Genomic DNA, 20,768 nt, shown 5'->3' on the forward strand with positions numbered 1-20,768 from the left:
CGCCAGCGGGCACATTCCGGCGGTGCAAGACGACATCCTCACTTACGACGGGGCCGGCGACCCTGCCGTCACCAGCCCGCCGCCCTTCGCGCTGACCCGGACGCTCGTGCTCGTCGGCCTGATGGGCGCCGGCAAGTCTTCGATCGGCAAGCGCCTGGCCCAGCGCCTGCACGTGCCCTTTCGCGACGCCGACGCCGAGATCGAAGATGCCGCCGGCTGCACCATCGAGGAAATCTTCGAACGCCACGGCGAGGCCGCCTTCCGCGACGGCGAGCGGCGCGTCATCGCCCGCCTGCTGACCGATGCCACGCCCCACGTCCTGGCGACCGGCGGCGGCGCCTTCATGGACCCCGAAACCCGCGCCCGGATCAAGGAATTCGGTGTCTCGATCTGGCTCCGCGCCGATCTCGACGTGCTCTTGAAGCGGGTCAAAAAGCGGAACAACCGGCCGCTCCTGAAGCGCGGCGACCCGCGCGAGATCCTGGAGCGGCTGATCACCGAACGCTATCCCGTCTATGCCGAGGCCGACCTCGTGGTCGACAGTCTGGACGGCCCGCACGACCAGGTGGTGGACGACGTCCTGGCCCAGGTCGCGCGCCTGCAAGGAATCGCCCTATGACCGCCCCGACCTCCGAGGTCACCGTCCCCGTCTCGCTGGGCGAGCGGTCCTACGACATCCACATCGGCGCCGGCGCGATCGACCGCCTGGGTGCCGGGGTGCGCGATCTCTTCCCGCGCGGGCGGGCCCTGATCGTCACCGACGAGACCGTCGCCCGCCTGCATCTCGCCCGCGCCGAGGCCAGCCTCGACGCCGCGGGTGTGAAACATCAGGCGATCGTCGTCGCCCCCGGCGAAGGCTCGAAGAGCTTCCCCGTACTAGAACGGGTGATGGACCGCCTGCTCGACGCCCGGATCGAACGGCGTGACGCCGTGGTGGCGCTGGGCGGCGGCGTGATCGGCGACCTGGCCGGCTTCGCCGCCGCCATCGCCAAGCGCGGCGTCGACTTCGTGCAGGTGCCGACCACCCTGCTCTCCCAGGTCGATTCCTCGGTCGGCGGCAAGACCGGGATCAACACGCCCCACGGCAAGAATCTGGTCGGCGCCTTCCACCAGCCGCGCCTGGTGCTGGCCGACATCGCCCTGCTGGAAACCCTGCCCCGGCGCGAACTCCTGGCCGGCTATGCCGAGGTGGTGAAATACGGCCTGCTCGGCGACGCCGATTTCTTCGACTGGCTGGAGGTCCACGGTCCTGCCCTGGTAGCCGGCGACCGCGCCGCCCGGATCGAGGCGGTGCGCCGCTCGGTTGCCGCCAAGGCCGCCATCGTCGCCCGCGACGAACGCGAGACGGGCGACCGCGCCCTGCTCAACCTCGGCCACACCTTCGGCCACGCCCTGGAAGCGGCGACCGGCTTCGGCCCCCGCCTGCTGCATGGCGAAGGGGTCGCCATCGGCATGAGGCTGGCCTTCGATCTCTCGGTCCAGCTCGGCCTCTGCCCGGGCCAGGACGCCGTGCGCGCCCGCCGCCACATGGCCGCCGTGGGTCTGCCGACCGCCCCGGGCGACATCGAAGGCGCCACGGCACTGGCTGCCGAACTGGCGCCCCAGGCCCTGATCCATCACATGGCGCAGGACAAGAAAGTGAAGGACGGCAAGCTGACCTTCATCCTGGCGCGGCGCATCGGCGAGGCCTTCATCACCCAGGACGTCGCCATCGAGGCGGTCGAGCAGGTGCTGCGCGCGGCCTGACCCCTCAGGCTGCCGCGGGATTGCCGCGGAAATAGTCGACCACCCAGCAGCGCAAATTGGAGGTGAAATTGTTGCCCGGCCGTTCCGTGGCGACCCGGGTGCAGAGATCGTCCAGGCCCACGCCCTCCCGCAAGCAGATGTCCTCGATCGCATCCCACAGCGTCGGTTCCAGACGCACGCTGGTCCTGTGCCCCTTGATTTTGACGTTCCGCATCCGCATACCGGTCCTCACCCGACCACCCAGACGCGCACAATATAACCACATATCCTTATAGTATGTGATCAAAAAGTTGTGTTACCGCATAGCACGCTTAATGCGTGTTACTTCCCCGCGGCATCCTCGTCCGGAGTCAGCAGGGTGAGCTGGAGGGCGTGGAGGCCGCGGCCGAATTCGCCAGCCAGGAGGTCGTTGACCCGGCGATGGCGGGCGACCCGGCCCTGCCCGGCAAAGGCGGGACTGACCACGCGGACCTGGAAGTGCGTTTCCCCGCCGCCGGCATTTCCGGCGTGGCCGGCGTGACGGCCGGAGTCGTCGATCACCGCCACGGTGGCGGGGGCGAGGGCGGATTCGAGGGTCCGGCGAATTCGATCGGCCATGCGCATGGCGAAATCCCTTGTTGACGCGGCGGCACGCGGTTTCCCATCCGGCGACCTTGTTTCACCGGTTCTTGCCACCCATAATCCACAGATGTCTCGGAAGGAAAGTGCTTATCCGCGCCGGGCCCAAGGCCACCGCGAATCCCCGCCGCCGCGCCCCTGCGCGAGCGAAGGGTGCAGCTTGTGCGGCGAATACCGCGCCCCCCGGTCGCGCAACCCCGCGGATCAGCCATTGTGGTTCTGCCTGGACCACGTGCGGGAATACAACAAGTCCTGGAACTGGTTCGAAGGCATGGGCGCCGACGAAATCGAACGGTATCAGGCCCAGAACGCGACCTGGCACCGACCGACCTGGAAGCTCGGCGAAAGGTCCAGCGGCCGGACATCGTCGGAGCATCAGCACGTTCCGCACGATCCCTTCGACCTTCTCGGCGAAGCCGGGCTTCGCGTCGACGGCAAGCCCGTCCGCGGCGCGGCGCCGGAAATGCGCCGCCTGTCCCCCGAAGACCGGCAGGCGCTGGCCGTGCTCGAACTCGAATCCGGGGTTTCGGGGGCGGATGTGAAATCGCGCTACAAGGCGCTCGTCAAGCGCTACCATCCCGATCGCAACGGCGGCGACAAATCCGCCGAAGCCCGGCTGCGCCAGGTGATCGATGCTTATCGGCACTTGCGCGACAAGGGTTTCATGCGTGACGAATTGTCCAGGTAAACCGCTCAGTATTCTCGCCTCGTTAGGATTGACCGATCATGACAGCACCCGCCACCACCGTGACCCCTGACGGCAAGCCCGACATCAAGGTTTCGGTGCGACAGATGTTCGGGATCGACAGCGACCTCGAGGTGCCGGGCTTTTCCGCTCCCAACGAATATGTCCCCGACCTGGACGAGACCTATCGTTTCGACCGCGAAACCACCTTGGCCATCCTGGCGGGCTTCGCCTACAACCGCCGCGTCATGATCCAGGGCTATCACGGCACCGGCAAGTCGACCCATATCGAGCAGGTCGCGGCGCGGCTGAACTGGCCCTGCATCCGCATCAACCTGGACAGCCACATCAGCCGCATAGACCTCGTCGGCAAGGACGCCATCGTCCTGAAGGACGGCCGCCAGGTGACCGAATTCCGCGAAGGCATCCTGCCTTGGGCGTTGCAGAACCCGACCGCGCTGGTGTTCGACGAATATGATGCCGGCCGCCCGGACGTGATGTTCGTGATCCAGCGCGTGCTCGAAGTCGAGGGCAAGCTGACCCTGCTCGACCAGAACCGGGTGATCCGCCCGCATCCGGCCTTCCGCCTGTTCGCCACGGCCAATACGGTCGGCCTCGGCGATACCACCGGCCTCTATCACGGCACCCAGCAGATCAACCAGGGCCAGATGGACCGCTGGAACATCGTGGTTACCCTGAACTACCTGCCGAAGGAGCAGGAAGTGGCGATCGTCCTGGCCAAGGCACAGCATTTCAACACGCCGGAAGGGCGCAAGATCGTCAGCGCCATGGTCAGCGTCGCCGATCTGTCCCGCGCGGGCTTCATCGCCGGCGACATCTCCACCGTGATGTCGCCCCGCACCGTGATCACCTGGGCCGAGAACGCCCGGATCTTCGGCGACGTCGCCTTCGCCTTCCGTGTCACCTTCCTCAACAAATGCGACGAGGTCGAGCGGGCGACGGTAGCCGAATACTACCAGCGCTGTTTCGGCAAGGAATTGCCCGAGTCGGCAGCCAATATCCGGATCTCGTAACGCGCCATGGCCCGGCCCGAGAGCCCCGTCGAACCATTCAAGCGCGCGGTGGCCGCCACCGTGCGCGCGATGGCGGAGAAGAGTGATCTGACCGTCGCCTTCGGCTCGGAAGGTGTCGCCAACCGCCCGGCCAGCCCGGGCACCGGCTTTACCGGCAGCAACACCGCCCCCTCCGGCGGCGGTGCCGCGGTACGCCTGCCCCAGCCGACGCGGGAAATGACCACGGGCGAAATCGCCCAGGTGCGCGGTCACGCGGATTCGGCGGCGCTGCGCCTGAAGTACCATTCGGACAAGCTGCACGGCCATTTCATGCCGGACGGGACGAGCGCCCGCGCCGTGTTCGACGCGGTCGAGCAGGCGCGCTGCGAATCCCTCGGCGCCAACGACATGGAAGGCGTCGCCGCCAACCTGGGCGCCATGTTGGACGAGCGCGCCAAGGCCCGGGGCTATGCGCGGGTGACCGAACGGGCCGACGCCCCCCTGTCGGAAGCCGTCGCCTTCATGGTGCGCGAGCGTCTGACCGGCGCCCCGCCGCCCGAGGCCGCCACCAAGATGGTCGACCTCTGGCGCGACTGGGTGAACGAGAAAGGTGGCAAAGAGCTCGATCGCCTGGCCGATGTGGCCGGCGACCAGGCCGCCTTCTCGCGCCTGTCGCGCCGGCTGATCGCCGATCTCGGCCTGTCCGACGACATGGGCGCCGACCAGGACGACAAGGAAAACAACGACGACGCCGACGAGGACCAGCAGGACGAAGGCGAAGGCGACAACCAGGAGGGCGAAGGCGCCGCCCCCGAGGGTGCCACCACCGAAATGGTCGAATCCGACGAGCCGAGCGCCGATGATTCGACCGAGACCGCCGTCCAGGTCGACAGCGAAAACGACCTCGACAGTGCAGAGGGCGAGGATTCGACCGAGGCGACGCGGCCCTGGCGGCCCAACGGCCCGGTCACCGACGAGCCGGGCGAGCCGCCCTACCGCGCCTTCACGACCGAATTCGACGAGACCATCGAAGCCGAGGAACTGTGCGACGCCGACGAGATGACGCGGCTGCGCGCCTATCTCGACCAGCAGCTCCAGGCCCTTCAGGGCGTCGTCTCCAAGCTCGCCAACCGGCTGCAGCGCCGCCTGATGGCCAAGCAGAACCGGACCTGGGAATTCGACCTCGAGGAAGGGATGCTGGACGCCGCCCGGCTCTCCCGCGTGGTGACCGATCCCATGCATCCGCTCTCCTTCAAGCGGGAACAGGACACCACCTTCCGCGACACGGTCGTCACCCTGCTGATCGACAATTCGGGCTCGATGCGCGGCCGGCCGATCACCGTCGCCGCGACCTGCGCCGACATCCTGGCCCGCACGCTGGAACGCTGCTCGGTCAAGGTCGAGATCCTGGGCTTCACCACCCGCGCCTGGAAGGGCGGGCAATCGCGCGAACGCTGGCTGAAGGAAGGCAAGCCGGCGCAGCCGGGCCGCCTGAACGACCTCCGCCACATCGTCTACAAGAATGCCGATGCGCCCTGGCGGCGTGCGCGCAAGAACCTGGGCCTGATGATGCGCGAAGGCCTGCTCAAGGAGAATATCGACGGCGAAGCCCTGCTCTGGGCCCACAACCGCCTGATCGCCCGCGAGGAACAGCGCCGCATCCTGATGGTCATCTCGGACGGTGCGCCGGTCGATGATTCGACCCTGTCGGTCAATTCCGGCTCCTATCTCGAGAAACATCTCCGCCAGGTGATCGACTGGATCGAGACGCGCTCGCCGGTCGAGCTGATCGCCATCGGCATCGGCCATGACGTCACGCGCTACTACCGCCGCGCCGTCACCATTGTCGAAGCCGAACAGCTCGGCGGCGCCATGATGGAACAGCTCGCCTCCTTGTTCGACGAACAGGCGCCGACACGGGCGGCGGCCGGTGCCCAGGCGGGACGGCGGCGGCGCTGACCATGCGCCTCGCCCTGCTGCTTCTGCTCGGCGCGGCGGCGCTGGCCTCGTCCGCCGCGGCCCAGACGGCGTCCCACGCCCTGACGGTCGAGGCGGTCCCAGTGCCCCTCGGCTTCACCGATCCGACGCTCGACCATGCGGGCCTCCTGGCCTATCGGGGCGGCCTTCTGCTGTCTTCGGCCGACCGGGATTTCGGCGGCTGGTCCGGCATGGTGGTGAGCCCGGACGGCAATCGGGTCGTCCTCATTTCCGATGTCGGTTCCTGGCTGACCGCGACCCTCGAACGGCGCGACGGCAAGGTGACCGGGCTCGGCGGCGCGACGCTCGCCCCCCTCGTCGGCGAGGATGGCCGGCCCCTCGGCAGCGACAAGGAAATGGCCGACGCCGAGTCCCTGGCCGAGTATCCGGACGGCAGTCTCGCGATCGGCTTCGAGCACCGGCACCGGGTACTGCATTATCCCGTCTCGGCCGACGGCCGCCCGCCCCTCTTGAACCGGCCGAGCCGTATCGACGCCCCGCCAGGCGTCGCCGCGGCCGATCCCAACCAGGGCCTCGAAGCGATGACGGTGATGCCGGACGGCGCCCTGCTCGCCTTCGACGAATATCTGCCGGACGGCCTGGGCCACGACATCGGCTGGGTCTTCGCCCGGCCGGGCGGCGCCCCGATCCGCACCCTGAAGCTGGACCTGACCGACGAATTCAAGCCGACCGACATCAAGGTGCTGCCGAACGGCGACTATCTACTGCTGCAACGGCGGTTCAGTGCGGTCGCCGGTGCCGGCGCCCGGCTCTCGGTCGTGAGCGCCGCCGCCGTCGCGGGCGATGCCCCGATCGCCGACCGCGAATTGGGCCAGATCACCAACGAGATGACGGTCGACAATTTCGAATGTCTCGGCGTCTGGCGCGACACCCAGGGAAAGACCCGCGCCATCGTCGTCTCGGACGATAATTTCAGCGTCCTTCAGCGGACCCTGTTGCTGGAATTCGAGCTACCGGCCGAGTGAGGCTCAGGCCATCGCCGGACGGCGATACCAGGCCATGAACAAGCGGAAGGGAGCGAGCAGGCCGAGCGCGAAAGTCATCTTGACCGCGAGGTCGCCGGCGGCCCAGCCGGTCCAGGGCAGGCCGGAACCCGCGAAGGCGGCGGTGAAGAACACCGCGGTATCGACCAGGGAACCCAGCGCCGAGGCGACGAAGGGCGCACGCCACCAACTCTGGCGGCGCAGGCGGTTGAACACCGTGACGTCGAGGAGCTGGCCGACCAGGAAGGCGAGGCCCGAGGCGGCGGCGATGCGCGGCTCGGACAGCAGGGCCGAGAGCACCACGGCGACCAGGAAGCCGGCATAGACGACGCGGCGCGCCGCCTGCGGCCCGACCTGGCGGTTGGTCAGGTCGGTGACGAAGAAGGAGAGCGGGTAGCTGAAGGCACCCCAGGTCAGCCAATCCGCCAGGCCGAACGGCTCGAACGGATATTGGACCAGGATGTTGGAGGCGACCACGACCGAGGTCATGGCGGCGACGGCGCCGAGGAAGAAGCCCCGATCGGCTTTCGCCAGCACGGCCATGGTCACCCGCTCCGACGCGCTCAGGCCGCGGCGGCAGCCGCTTCGGCGCGCTTCTCGACCAGCTTCTTCAGGCGGCGGGCCTTCAGCGACAGGTCGGTGTCGCGGCTCTTCAGCAGGAAAGCGTCGAGACCGCCGTTGTGCTCCACCGAGCGCAGCGCATTGGCCGAGATGCGCAGGTGCACGGACTGGTTCAGGGACTCGCTGATCAGCGAGACATTGACCAGATTCGGCAGGAAACGGGTCTTGGTCTTGTTGTTGGCATGGCTGACGTTGTTGCCAACGAGAACACCCTTGCCGGTCAGTTCGCAGCGCCGCGCCATGTTCAGTCTCCCATCGCCTTGCGCAAAATACCTATGTCGCGGGAAGCCTCGGCCCCCTGCGGAAGGTGGGTCTTCTAGCCCCGATACCCGCAAAGGTCAAGGCCCCTGGCCTGCAAAGTCGGCACGGCCCCCTGCCGCCGGCCCGGGTTGTGCCGGGCGGAGGCGGCGCCCACTCTGACGGCATTGTTCAACAAGGTGAAGGGTCGCGTCGCATGACTTGGACCACCCCCCTGTTTTCGCCTTATCATTTGGCGGAGATCGACCTGCCCAACCGCATCGTGATGGCGCCGCTGACGCGGGCGCGCGCCGGTGCGGGCAATGTGCCGACGGCCCTGGCGGCGGAATATTACGCCCAGCGCGCCAGCGCCGGCCTGATCATCTCCGAAGCCTCGCAGATCTGCCCCGAAGGCCAGGGCTATGATTCGACCCCCGGCATCCACAGCCCGGAACAGGTCGCCGGTTGGCGCCGGGTGACCGATGCGGTGCACGACGCGGGTGGGCGGATCTTCATTCAGCTCTGGCATGTCGGGCGGATTTCCAACGTGGCCTTCCAGCCGAACGGGGCGCCGCCGGTCGCCCCCTCGGCGATCAAGGCCAATGCCATGACCTTCGTGCACGGCGACTTCGTGCCGACGTCCGAGCCCCGGGCGCTCGAAACGGACGAGATCCCGGGCATCGTCGCCGCCTATGCCAAGGCCGCCGGGAATGCCATGGCGGCGGGTTTCGACGGGGTCGAGATCCATGCCGCCAACGGCTATCTGATCGACCAGTTCCTGCGCGATTCGAGCAACAAGCGGACGGACGCCTACGGCGGCCCGATCGCCAACCGCTGCCGCTTCCTGTTCGAGGTGGTCGACGCCGTGACGGCGGCGATCGGCCCGGAACGGGTGGGTGTCCGGATCGCCCCGGTGAGCCCGGCCAACGACATCGCCGACAGCGACCCGACGGCCCTCTTCACCCAGGTGGTCGACGGGCTGGACAAACGCGGCATCGTCTATATCCACGTCATCGAAGGCGCCACCCAGGGCCCGCGCGAGACGGCGCAACCCTTCGATTTCGTCGCCCTGCGCGGCCGCTTCCGCGGCGCCTATATCGCCAACAACGGCTACGACAAAGCCCTGGCCGAAGCGACCCTGGCCGCCGATCACGCCGACCTGATCGCCTTCGGCCGCCCCTTCATCCCCAATCCCGACCTGGTCGAACGCCTGCGCCGCGACGCCCCCCTGACGCCCTTCGTGCGCGAGAAACTCTATGGCGGCGGAGCCGAGGGCTATACGGACTATCCAGCGCTGGCGGAGTGAGGCGAGCCGCCGTCAGGGCTGCAACAGCCGTTCCCAGTCCTGCGCCGCATGGGTGATGGAGAGGATCGTCACCCGCGTATCCTCGACCCGATAGAAGATCAGGTAGGTGCCGTAAGGCCGGCGGCGGACGCCTTGTGCGATGAAGTCGCCGATAGACTAGAGCGCGTTGAGGGCGGGCGTCGAGAAGACGACCTTCACCGCCTGCCCTGCGCATCGGCCATGGCGCGGTATTTCGCTTCCAACTCGTCGAACACTTCGTCGGCATCATAAACGCGGCCGGCGTCTGCGTCGGCGATGCCTTCCTCGATCCCTCTGTCGATGGCGGCGCGGGCGGCTTCGCGGTCTTCGAGCAGGCGGAGCGCGTCGCGGATCACTTCGCTGGCGCTGGCATAGCGCCCGCTTTCCACCTGGATGCGGATGAAATCCTCGAAATGCTTGCCGATCGTGTAGGAGCTGGGCATGGGCGGCCTCCGGCTATCATTTTATGATAGCCGGAGGCCCCTTCTTCAATCGGGCCACACGGGCCGGCCGAGGAAGGCGGTGAGCAGACGCTCGGCGGCAAGCGTCGGAGTCGTGGAGCCGGCGACCACCGCCTGTTCCAGGGCGGGGGCTTCGGCGGCGACGGCGGGATGGTCCTTGAGCGCGGCGATCAGCCCGTCCTCGATCTCGCGCCAGAGGGCTGCGCGGGCCTGTTCGGCGCGGAGCTTCGCGAGTTCCCCCGCCCCTTCCATGGCCTGGCGGAAGCTGCCGATGGCGGACCAGACGTCGGCCATGCCGGTCGCCTGGACCGAGGAGACGGTGAGCACCTGGGGCCGCCAGCAGGGCACCTTGGGCCGCATCAGGTGCAGCGCCGAGCGAAGCTGGGCGGCCGCGCGTTGGGCTGCCGGGGCGAGGTCGCCGTCAGCCTTGGTGACGATCAGCAGGTCGGCCAGTTCCATGATGCCGCGCTTGATGCCCTGGAGATCGTCGCCGCCTGCCGGAGAAGCCAGGAGGACGAAGAGATCGACCATGTCGGCGACCGTGGTCTCCGACTGGCCGACGCCCACCGTCTCGATGAAGATGACGTCGAAACCCGCCGCCTCGGTCAGCAGCATGGCTTCGCGCGTGCGCCGGGCGACACCGCCCAGCGTGCCGCCGGAGGGGCTCGGTCGGATGAAGGCGTTCGGCTCGCGGGAGAGCATTTCCATCCGGGTCTTGTCGCCCAGGATCGAGCCGCCGGAACGGCTGGACGAGGGGTCGACCGCGAGCACGGCCACCTTGTGGCCGGCCTGGACCAGATGACAGCCGAAGGCTTCGATGAAGGTCGACTTGCCGACCCCGGGCGGGCCGGAGAAGCCGATCCGGACCGAACGCCCGGTCGCCGGCAGCAAGTGGCCGATCAGCCGCGCCGCCTCGGCCCGATGATCGGCCCTGGTCGATTCCACCAGGGTGATCGCCCGAGCGAGGGAACGGCGCTCGCCCCGGAGGATGCCCTCGGCGAGTTGGGCCGTTTGCGGCGACATCGGAGCCGGCTCGCCGGCGGAAACGGAACCTGTCATCATCGGCTCGATTTATCAGGGCAGCGCCCGAAGGCAAAGCCCAGAAGCTGCGTTCGTGAAGCCGCGTTCATACGGATGGAGTAGCCGTCATGTCCGTCGTTCGCCGTATCGCCCTCCTTGCGACCCTGATGATGTTCCCCGCGGCGGGCGCCGGACAGGCCGGCTCCACCGCGCCGGGCCAGGTCGCATTGACCTATCGCGTCTTCCTGGGCGGCGTTCCGGTGGTCGAAGTCGACACCAGGACGATCGTGGACGCCCAGCGTTACCGGATGGACAGCCTGACCCGGACCATCGGCCTCTGGGAGGGCATGTTCAAGGCGCGGATGCAGAGCCGGGTCGACGGCGTGCTGGCCGGCTCCAAGGTCGAGCCCCTGCTCTATCAGATCCGCTATGACGGCCGCGTGGGCAAGCGGCGCTCGATCGACGTCACCTTCGGCGACAACGGCCCGACCATGGTCCACACCGTGCCGGACAATGCGGAGGACGGACGCAAGCCCGTCGAGCCAGAATTCCTGGTCGGCGCCATCGATCCCGCCTCGGCCGCGATCATGGCGACATCGGCGTCGAGCGACGGCGAGTTGTGCCACGGTGGCTACAAGATCTTCGACGGCAGGCGGCGCTACGACGTCGCCTTCGACAACCAGGGCGCCGATACGCTGGACGGCCACGGCGATTTCTATTCGGGCGAAGCCCTGCATTGCCAGGTGCAATACCGGCGGGTGAAAGGCTTCGATCCCGACTGGGAACGCTCCGAAGCCAAGAAATTCCCCAATACGATCGACGTCTGGTTCGTGCGCCTGCCCGGCCTGCCCCGCGCCGTGCCGGTCAAGGTGGCGGTCAACACCGAATTCGGTGTCGTCGTCGCGCAGATGGTGGACCACGTCACCGGCCCGGGCGAGTCGCTCGGCGATGCCGCCTATTTGCCGCCACCCGATCGCGACAAAATGGGCGGCTGACTGCCACAACACCGTCGCAAGCCGGCCCTATAGATTAACCATGCTCGTGTAGCGGGCTTTTCGAGCCGATATCGGCGGCCCGAAGCGATCCCGGCCCTGCGCAGGATTTTCCTGCGATCACCGAGCACGGCTATCTCACGGACGGCGCCGGCAAGGTGATGACCCTGTTCGTCCATATGAACGACGAATGGACCGAGCCGGTCGCGGGGCGCCTGCGCATGCTCTACGACGACCATGATTTCGAGCCCTTCGCGACCGAAGTGCCGCCCACCATGGGCACCGTCTTCGGCTTCCTGCCGGGCGGCCCGTGGCACGGCCACCGCCCCTTCACCGGCGAACGGCGGGTGTCAGATCGCCTGGCTGCCCGACGCCAAGGAATTGGGGCGCAAGCAGAACCGCAATTCCCTGGCGCAATTCTTCAAGGGCATCTTCGGGCGCTGAGGCTCAGACGCAGCGCCCGCATTCCGAACTGCCGCCCAGCGCCTGCAGCATCAGTGCCATGCGGTGCTCGTTGCCGGAACCGGCGAGATAGCCGCCGAGCAGGCCCGGAAGGCCGCCGACGGCGCGGCTGACCCGTTCCGCCGTGGTCGCCGGCACGGGCAGGCTGACATAGGGCCGGCCGAGCGGCACGCCGGTGCGGCTGACCGGATCACGCGCCGTCCGGTAATTCCAGACGTCCTGATTGGCGAGGTTCAGATGCACCGCCCCCGTGAGGTTGCGGCAGCCGGGCGCGTTGAAAGTGACGCCGACCGAATTGGGACGAATGCCGACGGCGAGCTGGGCGAGGCCGCCGCCGAGCGAATGGCCGGTGATCACCAGCCTCGTGATGCCGCGCTGGGCCGCCGCGGCCGAAGCCCGGTTCATATAGCCGACCGCGTCGGCGAGCTGGCCGAGCGGCAGGCGGCCGCGGCCGATATCGGCATCGGCGTCGGTCCAGTCCACTGCCTCAACACTGCCGCGGAAGGCCACCACGACCTCATTGCCGCGCAGATAGGTGGCACCGAAGAAGGCTTCGCCCACGGCGAGATCTGCCGTGACCGCGCCGCGCACCCAGCCGGGCGCGTCGCTGTTCCTCGTATTGTAGACGTCGGTCGAAATGCGGGCGCAGTCGAGAATGGATGCCATGGCAGTTTTCCCTCCCTTGTCATCAGGCCGGCGGTCGGGCCGGTCGTCCTTGGAGGGCGCGACAATAGCGCCGCCGCAGCCCCCCTGGCTGTGACGCCCGCCACTAACAGACGCTCGACGGGCGCAACGGCCCCCGCCCGGCCGGGCGGGGGCCGGCAGACGATCAGGCGGCTTGGCGGCGCTTGGCGATGATCGACATGATCTCGGCCGCGGCGGCCGGGATGTTGGTGCCGGGGCCATAGATGGCCGCGACGCCCGCCTTGTAGAGGAAGTCGTAGTCCTGCGCCGGGATGACACCGCCGCAGACCACCAGCACGTCCTCGGCGCCGAGCTTCTTCAGCTCGGCGATCAGCTCGGGCACCAGGGTCTTATGGCCCGCCGCCTGGGACGAGACGCCGATCACATGGACGTCGTTCTCGACCGCGTCGCGGGCGACTTCGGCCGGGGTCTGGAACAGGGCACCGACGTCGACATCGAAGCCGATGTCGGCGAAGGCGGTGGCGATCACCTTGGCGCCGCGGTCGTGGCCGTCCTGGCCCATCTTGGCGACCAACATGCGCGGCCGGCGGCCTTCCTCACGGGCGAAGGCGGCGACTTCCTTGCGGATGCGGTCGAAGCCCTCGTCACCCTCATAGGCGGCGCCATAGACGCCGGAGATCGAGCGGATCACCGCCTTGTGGCGGGTAAAGACCTTCTCGAGCGCATCCGAGATCTCGCCCACGGTGGCGCGCACGCGCGCGGCCTTGACGGCGAGGTCGAGCAGGTTGGCATCGGTCCCCTTGGCGCCTTCGGTCAGGGCGTCGAGCGCGGCCGTCACCGCCGCCTCGTCGCGGGTCGCGCGGATCTGCTTCAGGCGGGTGATCTGGGACTCGCGGACGGCGACATTATCGACGTCCAGGATGTCCACCGGCGCCTCTTCCTTCAGACGGTACTTGTTGACGCCGACGATGACTTCCTCGCCGCGGTCGATCGCGGCCTGGCGGCGCGCCGCCGATTCCTCGATGCGGAGCTTGGGCAGGCCGCTCTCGACCGCCTTGGTCATGCCGCCGAGGGCTTCGACTTCGGCGATCAGCTTGCGCGCCTCGGTCACCAGGTCGGCGGTCAGCTTCTCGACGTAGTAGGAACCGCCGAGGGGGTCGATCACGTGGGTGACGCCGGTCTCTTCCGCCAGGATGAGCTGGGTGTTGCGGGCGATGCGGGCGGAGAATTCGGTCGGCAGGGCGATCGCCTCGTCGAGCGAATTGGTGTGCAGCGACTGGGTGCCGCCGAAGATCGCCGCCATCGCCTCGTAAGCGGTGCGGACGACGTTGTTGTAGGGATCCTGCTCGGTCAGCGAGACGCCGGAGGTCTGGCAGTGGGTGCGCAGCATGGAGCTGGACGCCTTCTTCGGCTTGAACTGAGCCATCAGCTCGGCCCAGAGGAAGCGGGCGGCGCGGAGCTTGGCCACTTCCATGAAGAAATTCATGCCGATCGCGAAGAAGAAGGACAGGCGGCCGGCGAATTCGTCGACGTCGAGACCCTTCGACAGCGCAGCGCGGACATATTCGAGACCGTCGGCCAGCGTATAGGCCAGTTCCTGGACCTGGTTCGCGCCCGCTTCCTGCATGTGATAGCCGGAGATCGAGATCGAATTGAACTTCGGCATGTTCTTGGAGGTATAGGCGATGATGTCCGCGATGATCCGCATCGAAGGCTCGGGCGGATAGATATAGGTGTTGCGGACCATGAACTCCTTCAGGATGTCGTTCTGGATCGTGCCCGAGAGCTTGTCCTGGGAAACGCCCTGCTCTTCCGCCGCGATGATGTAATTGGCGAGGCAGGGCAGCACGGCGCCGTTCATGGTCATGGAGACCGACATCTTGTCGAGCGGGATGCCGTCGAACAGGATCTTCATGTCCTCGACGCTGTCGATCGCGACGCCGGCCTTGCCGACGTCGCCGGTGACGCGCGGATGGTCGCTGTCGTAGCCGCGGTGGGTCGCCAGGTCGAAGGCGATCGAGAGGCCCATCTGGCCGGCGGCCAGGTTCTTGCGATAGAAGGCGTTCGACTCTTCGGCGGTCGAGAAACCGGCGTATTGGCGGATGGTCCAGGGCCGGTTGGCATACATCGTGGCGCGCACGCCGCGGGTGAAGGGCGCGAAGCCGGGCAGGCCGCCCGTCGTCTCCAGGCCTTCGGCATCTTCCGCGGTATAAAGGGGCTTCACGGCGATGCCTTCGGGCGTGTTCCAGGTCAGGCTGTCGGCCGGCTTGCCGCCCAGCTCCTTCGCCGCCAGTGCCTGCCAGTCTTCAAGGCTACGCTTCGGAAAATCGGCCATCGCCTGCCACCCCTGAGAATACGTCACGCCGTAATAGGATCTTCCCGGCCCCGAAGTCAATCAAGGGGGCGGCTAGACCTTGGGCGCAACCCGTGATCTCCTGCGCTTCCGTTCGATGGACATCAGCATGACGTACGCACCGCGTTCCCGTTCCCTCATCCTCGCCGCAGCGCTCGCCGCCGGATGCCCGGCCGCCGCCCTGGCCGAAGGCCCGTCGCCCGATCCCAACGGCACCTTCACCTTCCAGATCGAGAACGACTATTTCGCCCATACCGATCGCTACTACACGAACGGTGCCCAACTCACCTGGCTCTCGCCCTCCCGGCCGCCGCCGGCGCTCGAAGGCGTGAGCGACCTCGGCCGCTTCTTCCTGCGGCCGGACGCCCAGCTCCGCTGGGGCTTTTCGCTGGGCCAGACGATCTATACGCCGGAAGACACGGAAACCCGGGTGCCCGATCCGACCGACCGGCCCTATGCCGCCTTCCTCTACGGCACGCTCTCCTTCGTCGCCTATACCCAGTCCGAGCTGAATTCGATCGAGATCCAGGCCGGCGTGGTCGGGCCTTCGGCACTGGGCAAGGACATCCAGAACGGTTTCCACGACCTGATCCGCGACACCCACTCGGAAGGCTGGGACCATCAGTTGAAGGACGAGCCGGGCCTGAACATCGTGTTCGACCGGCAATGGCGGGCCATCACCCTGGTCGGCGAGCGCACCGGGCTCAGCCTGGATCTGTCGCCCAACATCACCGTCTCGCTCGGCAATGTCGCGACCTATGGCGCGGCCGGCGCCATGCTGCGCTTCGGCCAGAATCTCGATTCCGATTTCGGCGTGCCGCGCATCCGCCCGGCGCTCGCCGCCGCCAATTTCTACGACAAGCGCGACGGCCTCGGCTGGTATCTCTTCGCCGGCGTGCAGGGCCGCGTCGTGCTGCGCGACATCTTCCTGGACGGCAACACCTTCCGCGACAGCCCGAGCGTGGACAAGAAGATCCTGGTCGGCGACCTCCAGGCCGGCGCCTCGGTCTTCCTGGGGGCGACGCGCCTGACCTATTCCTATGTCGTGCGGACCAAGGAATTCGACGGTCAGAAGGGCCATTCCGCCTTCGGCGCCCTCAGCGCGAGTTGGAGCTTCTGAGGCGCCGTCTCATTTCGTCGGAATGAAAATGGGCATGAAGGTCGGGCTGGAGGCCGGGGCCTGGGGCATCGGCTTGGTCTCCGACCGCGAACGATAGTCGACGACCTTGCCGTCCGGCGCGATCAGCACCTCAAGGAAGGACAGGACGATCTGGCGCGACCTGTCGAACAGCAGTCGCTGGCGCGGCGTCAGGCCCACATAGCTGTAGCTGAGCAGCAGCATGCCTTTGTCGCGTACCGCCGGATAAATCGCCTGGCCGGTGGGCTCGCCCAGAAGCTCGACGATCTGCGCTTTGGTCGTGGCGCCGCGCTTGATCGAGGCGATCCGGCTCTCGTCGAACTGGCTCGAATTGTCGGCGAAGCCGCTGATCCAGTCGTAGCTGATCAGGCGGTCGTTCATAAAGGCGAAGAAACAAACGCGGGTGCCGCCGCCGGTCCCATCCAGCCCGTCCGGCTTCGAATATTCATACTCGATGCGGCTGTAGCCGCCTTCCGCCGGGACGGCATCGAAGGGACTCTTCACGGCCGCCAGCTGCTCCGCGCTCGGCACCGGCGCCACCTGCTGGCGGCGGCTCGACGGCGTCCCGAAGGCCTGGACGATCTGGGCCTCGGTCGAACCGCCCAGGACGACCGAGGCCATAGTCGGCCGCGCGACGTCTTGGCCCCGGGCACAGGCACCGAGCAGACAGGCGGCCATGAAGATCAACAGTGAGCGCATGATGTCTTCCGTGTCACGATTTCAACGCCGGTTCATGGGCAGGGCCGCATCGTCGTCGCCCCGGTAGGCCTGCACGAAACCATGCTCGTCGATCAGAACGTCGGCGTGCTGGCGCTGGACGTCCCGTTGCCAGACGAAGAAGCCCTGGTGGACGGCGAAATAGTTGTAATGCAAGACATGGCTGCCGGGGTCGCGCACCGCCGGGAAGATGCCCCGGCCCGACGGCGGGCCTAGCAGGCTGATCACCTGGGCCTCGATGGTGCGGCCGATCGCGACGTCCTTCAGGCGCGCGAGGTCGAAGGTGGTGGCGTCCGCCTCGAAGCTGCTGTTGAAGTGATAGTCGATGAGGACATCGTTCCAGAGCAGGAATTCGGCCGTCTTGGTTTTGGTGTCGCCGCCGAGCAGCCGGGCTTCGGCCTCGTTCGTCAGCGCGTAGCGAAGGCGGGTGTAGGTGCCTTCGAAGGGGACGGCGTCGAAGGGCGAGCCGCCGCTGGGCAACCCGGTCGCGGAGCCCTGCGGTGTCGTCTCCCGCTCCGACGACGTGGGCGCACCGTATTGGGCGCGGATATCGGCTTCGGTCGTCCGGCCGAGGACAAAGAGAGCCTCAGCCGGCGGCTTCACGGCGTCGCCGGTCTGACACCCGGCCAGCGCGGCGAAGGCAAGAAGAACGGCGGCGAGTCTGCACGGACGATGAGGCATTGCGGGAAGAATACTCGCGCGAAGATCGCGCCCGCCGCAATGACCTATCGCAACAGCCCACATCCTCTCGGATGCAGGCTGTTCAAAGTGGCAGCGGTTCAGGCGGCTACGGCGCCGATCCGGCCGAGGTAATTGTCGACGTCGCCACGCATCGCCTCCGCCTGCTGGGCCAGTTCACCCGCGGCGTCGAGCAGGGCTTCGGCCTGGTTGGCGGCTTCCGCGGCCGACCGGCTGACGCCTTCGATGTTGGAGGTGACCTGCGCGGTACCGTCGGCGGCTTCGGCGGCGGAGCGGGAAATCTCGCTGGTCGCGGCGCGCTGCTCTTCGACAGCGGAAGCGATGATGGAGGTCACTTCGGCGCTCTTGTCGATCGTGCGGGCGACGTTCTTCACCACTTCGACCGAGGTCGAGGTGGCGTTCTGCATGGCCACGATCTGGGCCCCGATGTCTTCGGTCGCCTTGGCGGTCTGATTGGCGAGCGCCTTCACTTCCGAGGCCACGACGGCGAAGCCGCGGCCGGCCTGACCGGCGCGGGCGGCCTCGATGGTCGCGTTCAGGGCGAGCAGATTGGTCTGGCCGGCGATGTCGCGGATCAGCTTCATGACGTCGCCGATCTTGAGCGCCGATTCCGCCAGCATGTTGAAGGATTCGTTGGCCGAGGAGGCTTCGCTGACCGCGCGCTGGGCGATCGCGGTCGAGTCCACCACCTGACGGCTGATCTCGGCCACCGAAGCGGCCAGTTCCTCGCTCGCGGCGGCAACCGTCTGCACGTTGCCGGACGCCTGGCCCGCGGCCGAACTGACCATTTCCGCCTGGCGCGTCGAATCCGCCGCGGTCGCCTGCATCGCCTCGGCCGTGGCCCGGACCTCGACCGCCGCCGAGGCGACCATGCCGGCGATCTGCTTCACCCGGATCACCATCTTCACCTGGTCGGTGATGTCGGCGGTGACATATTTGACCACCTTGAAGGGCCGGCCGTTGATGTCCAGCACCGGGTTGTAGCTGGCCTGGATCCAGATTTCGCGACCGTCCTTGGTCAGGCGCTTGTACTGGCCGGCGTCATAGGTGCCGCGGCCGAGCTTGTCCCAGAATTCCCGGTAGGCGGGAGAGGCACGGAAGGCCGGATCGACGAGCATCGAGTGGTGCCGGCCGATCAGGTCCTCGCGCCGGTAGCCCAGCATGCGCAGGAAATTGTCGTTCACGTCGACGATGTCGCCGGTGAGGGAGAATTCGATCACGCCCTGCGACTTCTGCAGCGCGGCGAGCTGGCCTTCGTTGTTGGCCTGGAGGATGCGGGTCGCGGTGATGTCGGTGGCGAATTTCACCACCTTCACCGGACGACCGCTCTCGTCGAGCACGGGATTGTAGCTCGCCTGCATCCACACTTCCTTGCCGCCCTTGCCGATCCGCTTGTACTGGCCGGCGTCGAACTGGCCACGCCCCAGCTTTTCCCAGAACTCGCGGTAGGCGCGGCTCTCGGCATAGGTGGGGTCGACGAACAGGCGGTGGTGGCGGCCCACGATCTCGTCAAGGCGGTAGCCGGTCAGGTCGAGGAAATTCTGGTTGGCGCCGAGGACGTCGCCATCGAGGGAGAATTCGATCACGGCTTGCGAACGGTCGATCGAAGCATAGAGGCGCCGCAGGTTCACCGCCTCGTCGTTGTCCACTGCGCCGACCGCGGCCACCGGATGGGCGGCAACCGTCGAAGTCCTGGATTTGAAGCCGAGCGCCATCTTTGCCCCCATATTCTACCGTCGATATTTTCGCAGGCACCGGCCGTCGCGGAGTCCGGGCCGAGCATCCCATTGGAGACATTTTCGGCGCGGCCCCCTAAAAATCCCTTACCGGATCGGAGCGATTTCGGGCGCCGACACGTCGGTCTTGAGATTCCTGCCCGGGCGACCGATGTTCAGGCCGTTATGTCAGTCATTCACCGCCCCTCCGCCCGACCGGCCCAGGTGGTCGCCGAAGGCCGGGTCACGGCCATGCTGGGGCCGACCAACACGGGCAAGACCCATTTCGCCATCGAACGCATGTTGGCGTACCGGAGCGGCGTGATCGGCCTGCCGCTGCGCCTGCTCGCGCGCGAGGTCTACGACCGGGTGGTGCGCATCAAGGGGCCGGCCGCGGTCGCCCTGATCACCGGCGAGGAAAAGGTGATCGGGTCGGAAGCCCGCTATTTCGTCGCCACCGTCGAAGCCATGCCGATGGAGCGGCATTTCGAGTTCCTGGCGGTCGACGAGATCCAGCTCGCGACCGACAGCGAGCGCGGCCATGTCTTCACCGACCGGCTGCTCCACGCCCGCGGCTTTTCCGAGACCCTGTTCCTCGGCTCCGAGACCATGCGCGGTGCGATCCGCCACCTGATCCCGGATGCCGCCTTCATTTCGCGGCCCCGGCTCTCCACCCTGTCCTATGCCGGCTATCGCAAGCTGGCGCGGCTGCCGCGCCGTTCGGCGATCGTCGCCTTCTCGGCCAACGAGGTCTACGCCCTGGCCGAGGCGGTGCGGCGCCAGCGGGGCGGTGCCGCCGTGGTGCTGGGCGCCCTGTCGCCCCGGACGCGGAACGCCCAGGTCGAAATGTTCGAGGCGGGCGAGGTCGATTATCTGGTGGCCACCGATGCGGTCGGCATGGGCCTCAACCTCGGCGTCGACCATGTCGCCTTCGCCAGCCTGGACAAATTCGACGGCCGCCAACAGCGCCCCCTGACGCCGACCGAAGTGGCCCAGATCGCCGGCCGCGCCGGGCGCCACATGCGCGACGGCACCTTCGGCACCACGGCGGGCCTCGAGCCTTTCGACGACGACATGGTCTCAAGGGTCGAGAACCACCGTTTCGACCCCGTGCGCCTGCTGCAATGGCGCTCCTCCGATCTCGATTTCTCCAGCGTCGAAGCCCTGCTGCGCACGCTCGACCGGCCGGCGCCCCTGCCCGGCCTGTTGCGCGTCAAGGAAGCGGACGACCAGAGCAGCCTGCGGAGCCTCGCCGCCGACGAGGAGATCGCCGCCCTGGCGGCGGGTCGCGAGCGGGTCGAGCTGCTGTGGCAGGTGTGCCAGATCCCGGATTTCCGCAAG

The 20,768-nt window shown here is 67.5% G+C and carries 22 protein-coding genes; 10 read left to right on the forward strand and 12 right to left on the reverse strand.

The window, feature by feature from the left end:
- The first annotated feature begins 121 nt into the window (after nucleotides 1-121).
- Nucleotides 122-619, forward strand: coding sequence for a shikimate kinase (locus tag WC493_RS10470; protein ID WP_373065352.1), 498 nt, complete (start codon nucleotides 122-124; stop codon nucleotides 617-619).
- Nucleotides 616-1,746 carry a 3-dehydroquinate synthase gene (gene aroB, locus WC493_RS10475; RefSeq protein ID WP_373065310.1) on the forward strand — a complete coding sequence of 377 codons (1,131 nt, stop codon included), beginning with the start codon at nucleotides 616-618 and terminating at the stop codon, nucleotides 1,744-1,746. Before WC493_RS10470 ends, aroB begins: the two co-directional genes overlap by 4 nt.
- A 4-nt stretch (nucleotides 1,747-1,750) precedes the next feature.
- Here aroB and WC493_RS10480 read toward each other — a convergent pair whose 3' ends face one another.
- Both WC493_RS10480 and WC493_RS10485 read right to left on the reverse strand, forming a co-directional pair.
- On the reverse strand, nucleotides 1,751-1,960 hold the full coding sequence (locus WC493_RS10480) for a ribbon-helix-helix domain-containing protein (protein ID WP_373065312.1): 210 nt from the start codon (nucleotides 1,958-1,960) through the stop codon (nucleotides 1,751-1,753).
- A gap of 107 nt (nucleotides 1,961-2,067) precedes the next feature.
- Complete coding sequence (locus WC493_RS10485; protein WP_373065314.1) at nucleotides 2,068-2,349, reverse strand: BolA family protein; 282 nt, start codon at nucleotides 2,347-2,349, stop codon at nucleotides 2,068-2,070.
- On the opposite strand from WC493_RS10485, the gene WC493_RS10490 reads away from it, so the two are divergent.
- The 4 genes from WC493_RS10490 to WC493_RS10505 are packed head-to-tail and all read left to right on the forward strand — an operon-like array spanning nucleotide 2,348 to nucleotide 7,025.
- Nucleotides 2,348-3,052, forward strand: a complete 705-nt coding sequence (locus tag WC493_RS10490; RefSeq protein ID WP_373065316.1) for a J domain-containing protein — start codon at nucleotides 2,348-2,350, stop codon at nucleotides 3,050-3,052. The genes WC493_RS10485 and WC493_RS10490 overlap by 2 nt on opposite strands.
- Before the next feature lie 38 nt (nucleotides 3,053-3,090).
- Nucleotides 3,091-4,083 carry a cobaltochelatase subunit CobS gene (gene cobS, locus WC493_RS10495; protein ID WP_373065318.1) on the forward strand — a complete coding sequence of 331 codons (993 nt, stop codon included), beginning with the start codon at nucleotides 3,091-3,093 and terminating at the stop codon, nucleotides 4,081-4,083.
- 6 nt (nucleotides 4,084-4,089) lie between these two features.
- On the forward strand, nucleotides 4,090-6,021 hold the full coding sequence (gene cobT, locus WC493_RS10500; RefSeq protein WP_373065320.1) for a cobaltochelatase subunit CobT: 1,932 nt from the start codon (nucleotides 4,090-4,092) through the stop codon (nucleotides 6,019-6,021).
- A gap of 2 nt (nucleotides 6,022-6,023) precedes the next feature.
- Nucleotides 6,024-7,025, forward strand: coding sequence for an esterase-like activity of phytase family protein (locus tag WC493_RS10505; protein ID WP_373065322.1), 1,002 nt, complete (start codon nucleotides 6,024-6,026; stop codon nucleotides 7,023-7,025).
- 3 nt (nucleotides 7,026-7,028) lie between these two features.
- Here WC493_RS10505 and WC493_RS10510 read toward each other — a convergent pair whose 3' ends face one another.
- Nucleotides 7,029-7,586 carry a queuosine precursor transporter gene (locus WC493_RS10510; protein WP_373065324.1) on the reverse strand — a complete coding sequence of 186 codons (558 nt, stop codon included), beginning with the start codon at nucleotides 7,584-7,586 and terminating at the stop codon, nucleotides 7,029-7,031.
- Between the two features lie 20 nt (nucleotides 7,587-7,606).
- Nucleotides 7,607-7,906: a 50S ribosomal protein L28 gene (gene rpmB / locus WC493_RS10515; RefSeq protein WP_373065326.1), complete on the reverse strand. Its 300-nt coding sequence runs from the start codon at nucleotides 7,904-7,906 to the stop codon at nucleotides 7,607-7,609.
- 212 nt (nucleotides 7,907-8,118) lie between these two features.
- Here rpmB and WC493_RS10520 point away from each other — a divergent pair, with 212 nt between their 5' ends.
- Nucleotides 8,119-9,207: an alkene reductase gene (locus WC493_RS10520; protein ID WP_373065328.1), complete on the forward strand. Its 1,089-nt coding sequence runs from the start codon at nucleotides 8,119-8,121 to the stop codon at nucleotides 9,205-9,207.
- A 12-nt stretch (nucleotides 9,208-9,219) separates the two neighbouring features.
- Here the strand turns inward: WC493_RS10520 and WC493_RS10525 are convergent, their stop codons facing one another.
- Genes WC493_RS10525 through meaB form a run of 3 tightly spaced genes read right to left on the reverse strand, consistent with a single transcriptional unit; the run spans nucleotide 9,220 to nucleotide 10,709 of the window.
- The gene (locus WC493_RS10525) at nucleotides 9,220-9,360 is read right to left on the reverse strand and encodes a type II toxin-antitoxin system RelE/ParE family toxin (protein ID WP_373065354.1); all 141 of its coding nucleotides are present in this window, start codon (nucleotides 9,358-9,360) and stop codon (nucleotides 9,220-9,222) included.
- 41 nt (nucleotides 9,361-9,401) lie between these two features.
- Nucleotides 9,402-9,668, reverse strand: a complete 267-nt coding sequence (locus tag WC493_RS10530; RefSeq protein ID WP_373065330.1) for a type II toxin-antitoxin system ParD family antitoxin — start codon at nucleotides 9,666-9,668, stop codon at nucleotides 9,402-9,404.
- A gap of 45 nt (nucleotides 9,669-9,713) precedes the next feature.
- A complete protein-coding gene (meaB, locus tag WC493_RS10535; RefSeq protein ID WP_373065332.1) occupies nucleotides 9,714-10,709 on the reverse strand; it encodes a methylmalonyl Co-A mutase-associated GTPase MeaB in 996 nt (331 codons plus the stop codon).
- A gap of 125 nt (nucleotides 10,710-10,834) precedes the next feature.
- Here meaB and WC493_RS10540 point away from each other — a divergent pair, with 125 nt between their 5' ends.
- Nucleotides 10,835-11,701, forward strand: a complete 867-nt coding sequence (locus tag WC493_RS10540) for a DUF3108 domain-containing protein (protein ID WP_373065334.1) — start codon at nucleotides 10,835-10,837, stop codon at nucleotides 11,699-11,701.
- A gap of 444 nt (nucleotides 11,702-12,145) precedes the next feature.
- On the opposite strand, the gene WC493_RS10545 is transcribed toward WC493_RS10540, so the two are convergent.
- Both WC493_RS10545 and scpA read right to left on the reverse strand, forming a co-directional pair.
- On the reverse strand, nucleotides 12,146-12,826 hold the full coding sequence (locus tag WC493_RS10545; protein ID WP_373065336.1) for a hypothetical protein: 681 nt from the start codon (nucleotides 12,824-12,826) through the stop codon (nucleotides 12,146-12,148).
- 163 nt (nucleotides 12,827-12,989) lie between these two features.
- Nucleotides 12,990-15,140 (reverse strand): methylmalonyl-CoA mutase, encoded by a 2,151-nt coding sequence (gene scpA, locus WC493_RS10550; RefSeq protein ID WP_373065338.1) that lies wholly within the window; start codon nucleotides 15,138-15,140, stop codon nucleotides 12,990-12,992.
- Nucleotides 15,141-15,267: 127 nt separating this feature from the next.
- On the opposite strand from scpA, the gene WC493_RS10555 reads away from it, so the two are divergent.
- A complete protein-coding gene (locus tag WC493_RS10555; protein ID WP_373065341.1) occupies nucleotides 15,268-16,278 on the forward strand; it encodes a lipid A deacylase LpxR family protein in 1,011 nt (336 codons plus the stop codon).
- Between the two features lie 9 nt (nucleotides 16,279-16,287).
- Here the strand turns inward: WC493_RS10555 and WC493_RS10560 are convergent, their stop codons facing one another.
- From WC493_RS10560 to WC493_RS10570, 3 genes are all read right to left on the reverse strand, one after another.
- The gene (locus WC493_RS10560; RefSeq protein ID WP_373065343.1) at nucleotides 16,288-16,995 is read right to left on the reverse strand and encodes a hypothetical protein; all 708 of its coding nucleotides are present in this window, start codon (nucleotides 16,993-16,995) and stop codon (nucleotides 16,288-16,290) included.
- A 21-nt stretch (nucleotides 16,996-17,016) separates the two neighbouring features.
- Nucleotides 17,017-17,616, reverse strand: coding sequence for a hypothetical protein (locus tag WC493_RS10565; protein WP_373065346.1), 600 nt, complete (start codon nucleotides 17,614-17,616; stop codon nucleotides 17,017-17,019).
- 176 nt (nucleotides 17,617-17,792) lie between these two features.
- Nucleotides 17,793-19,427, reverse strand: coding sequence for a PAS domain-containing protein (locus WC493_RS10570; protein ID WP_373065348.1), 1,635 nt, complete (start codon nucleotides 19,425-19,427; stop codon nucleotides 17,793-17,795).
- Between the two features lie 186 nt (nucleotides 19,428-19,613).
- On the opposite strand from WC493_RS10570, the gene WC493_RS10575 reads away from it, so the two are divergent.
- A partial coding sequence (locus WC493_RS10575) for a helicase-related protein (protein WP_373065350.1) occupies nucleotides 19,614-20,768 on the forward strand: 1,155 nt, incomplete at its 3' end.

Origin of the sequence: Zavarzinia sp., assembly GCF_041650655.1 — a bacterium.
Taxonomy (GTDB): Bacteria; Pseudomonadota; Alphaproteobacteria; order Zavarziniales; family Zavarziniaceae; genus Zavarzinia.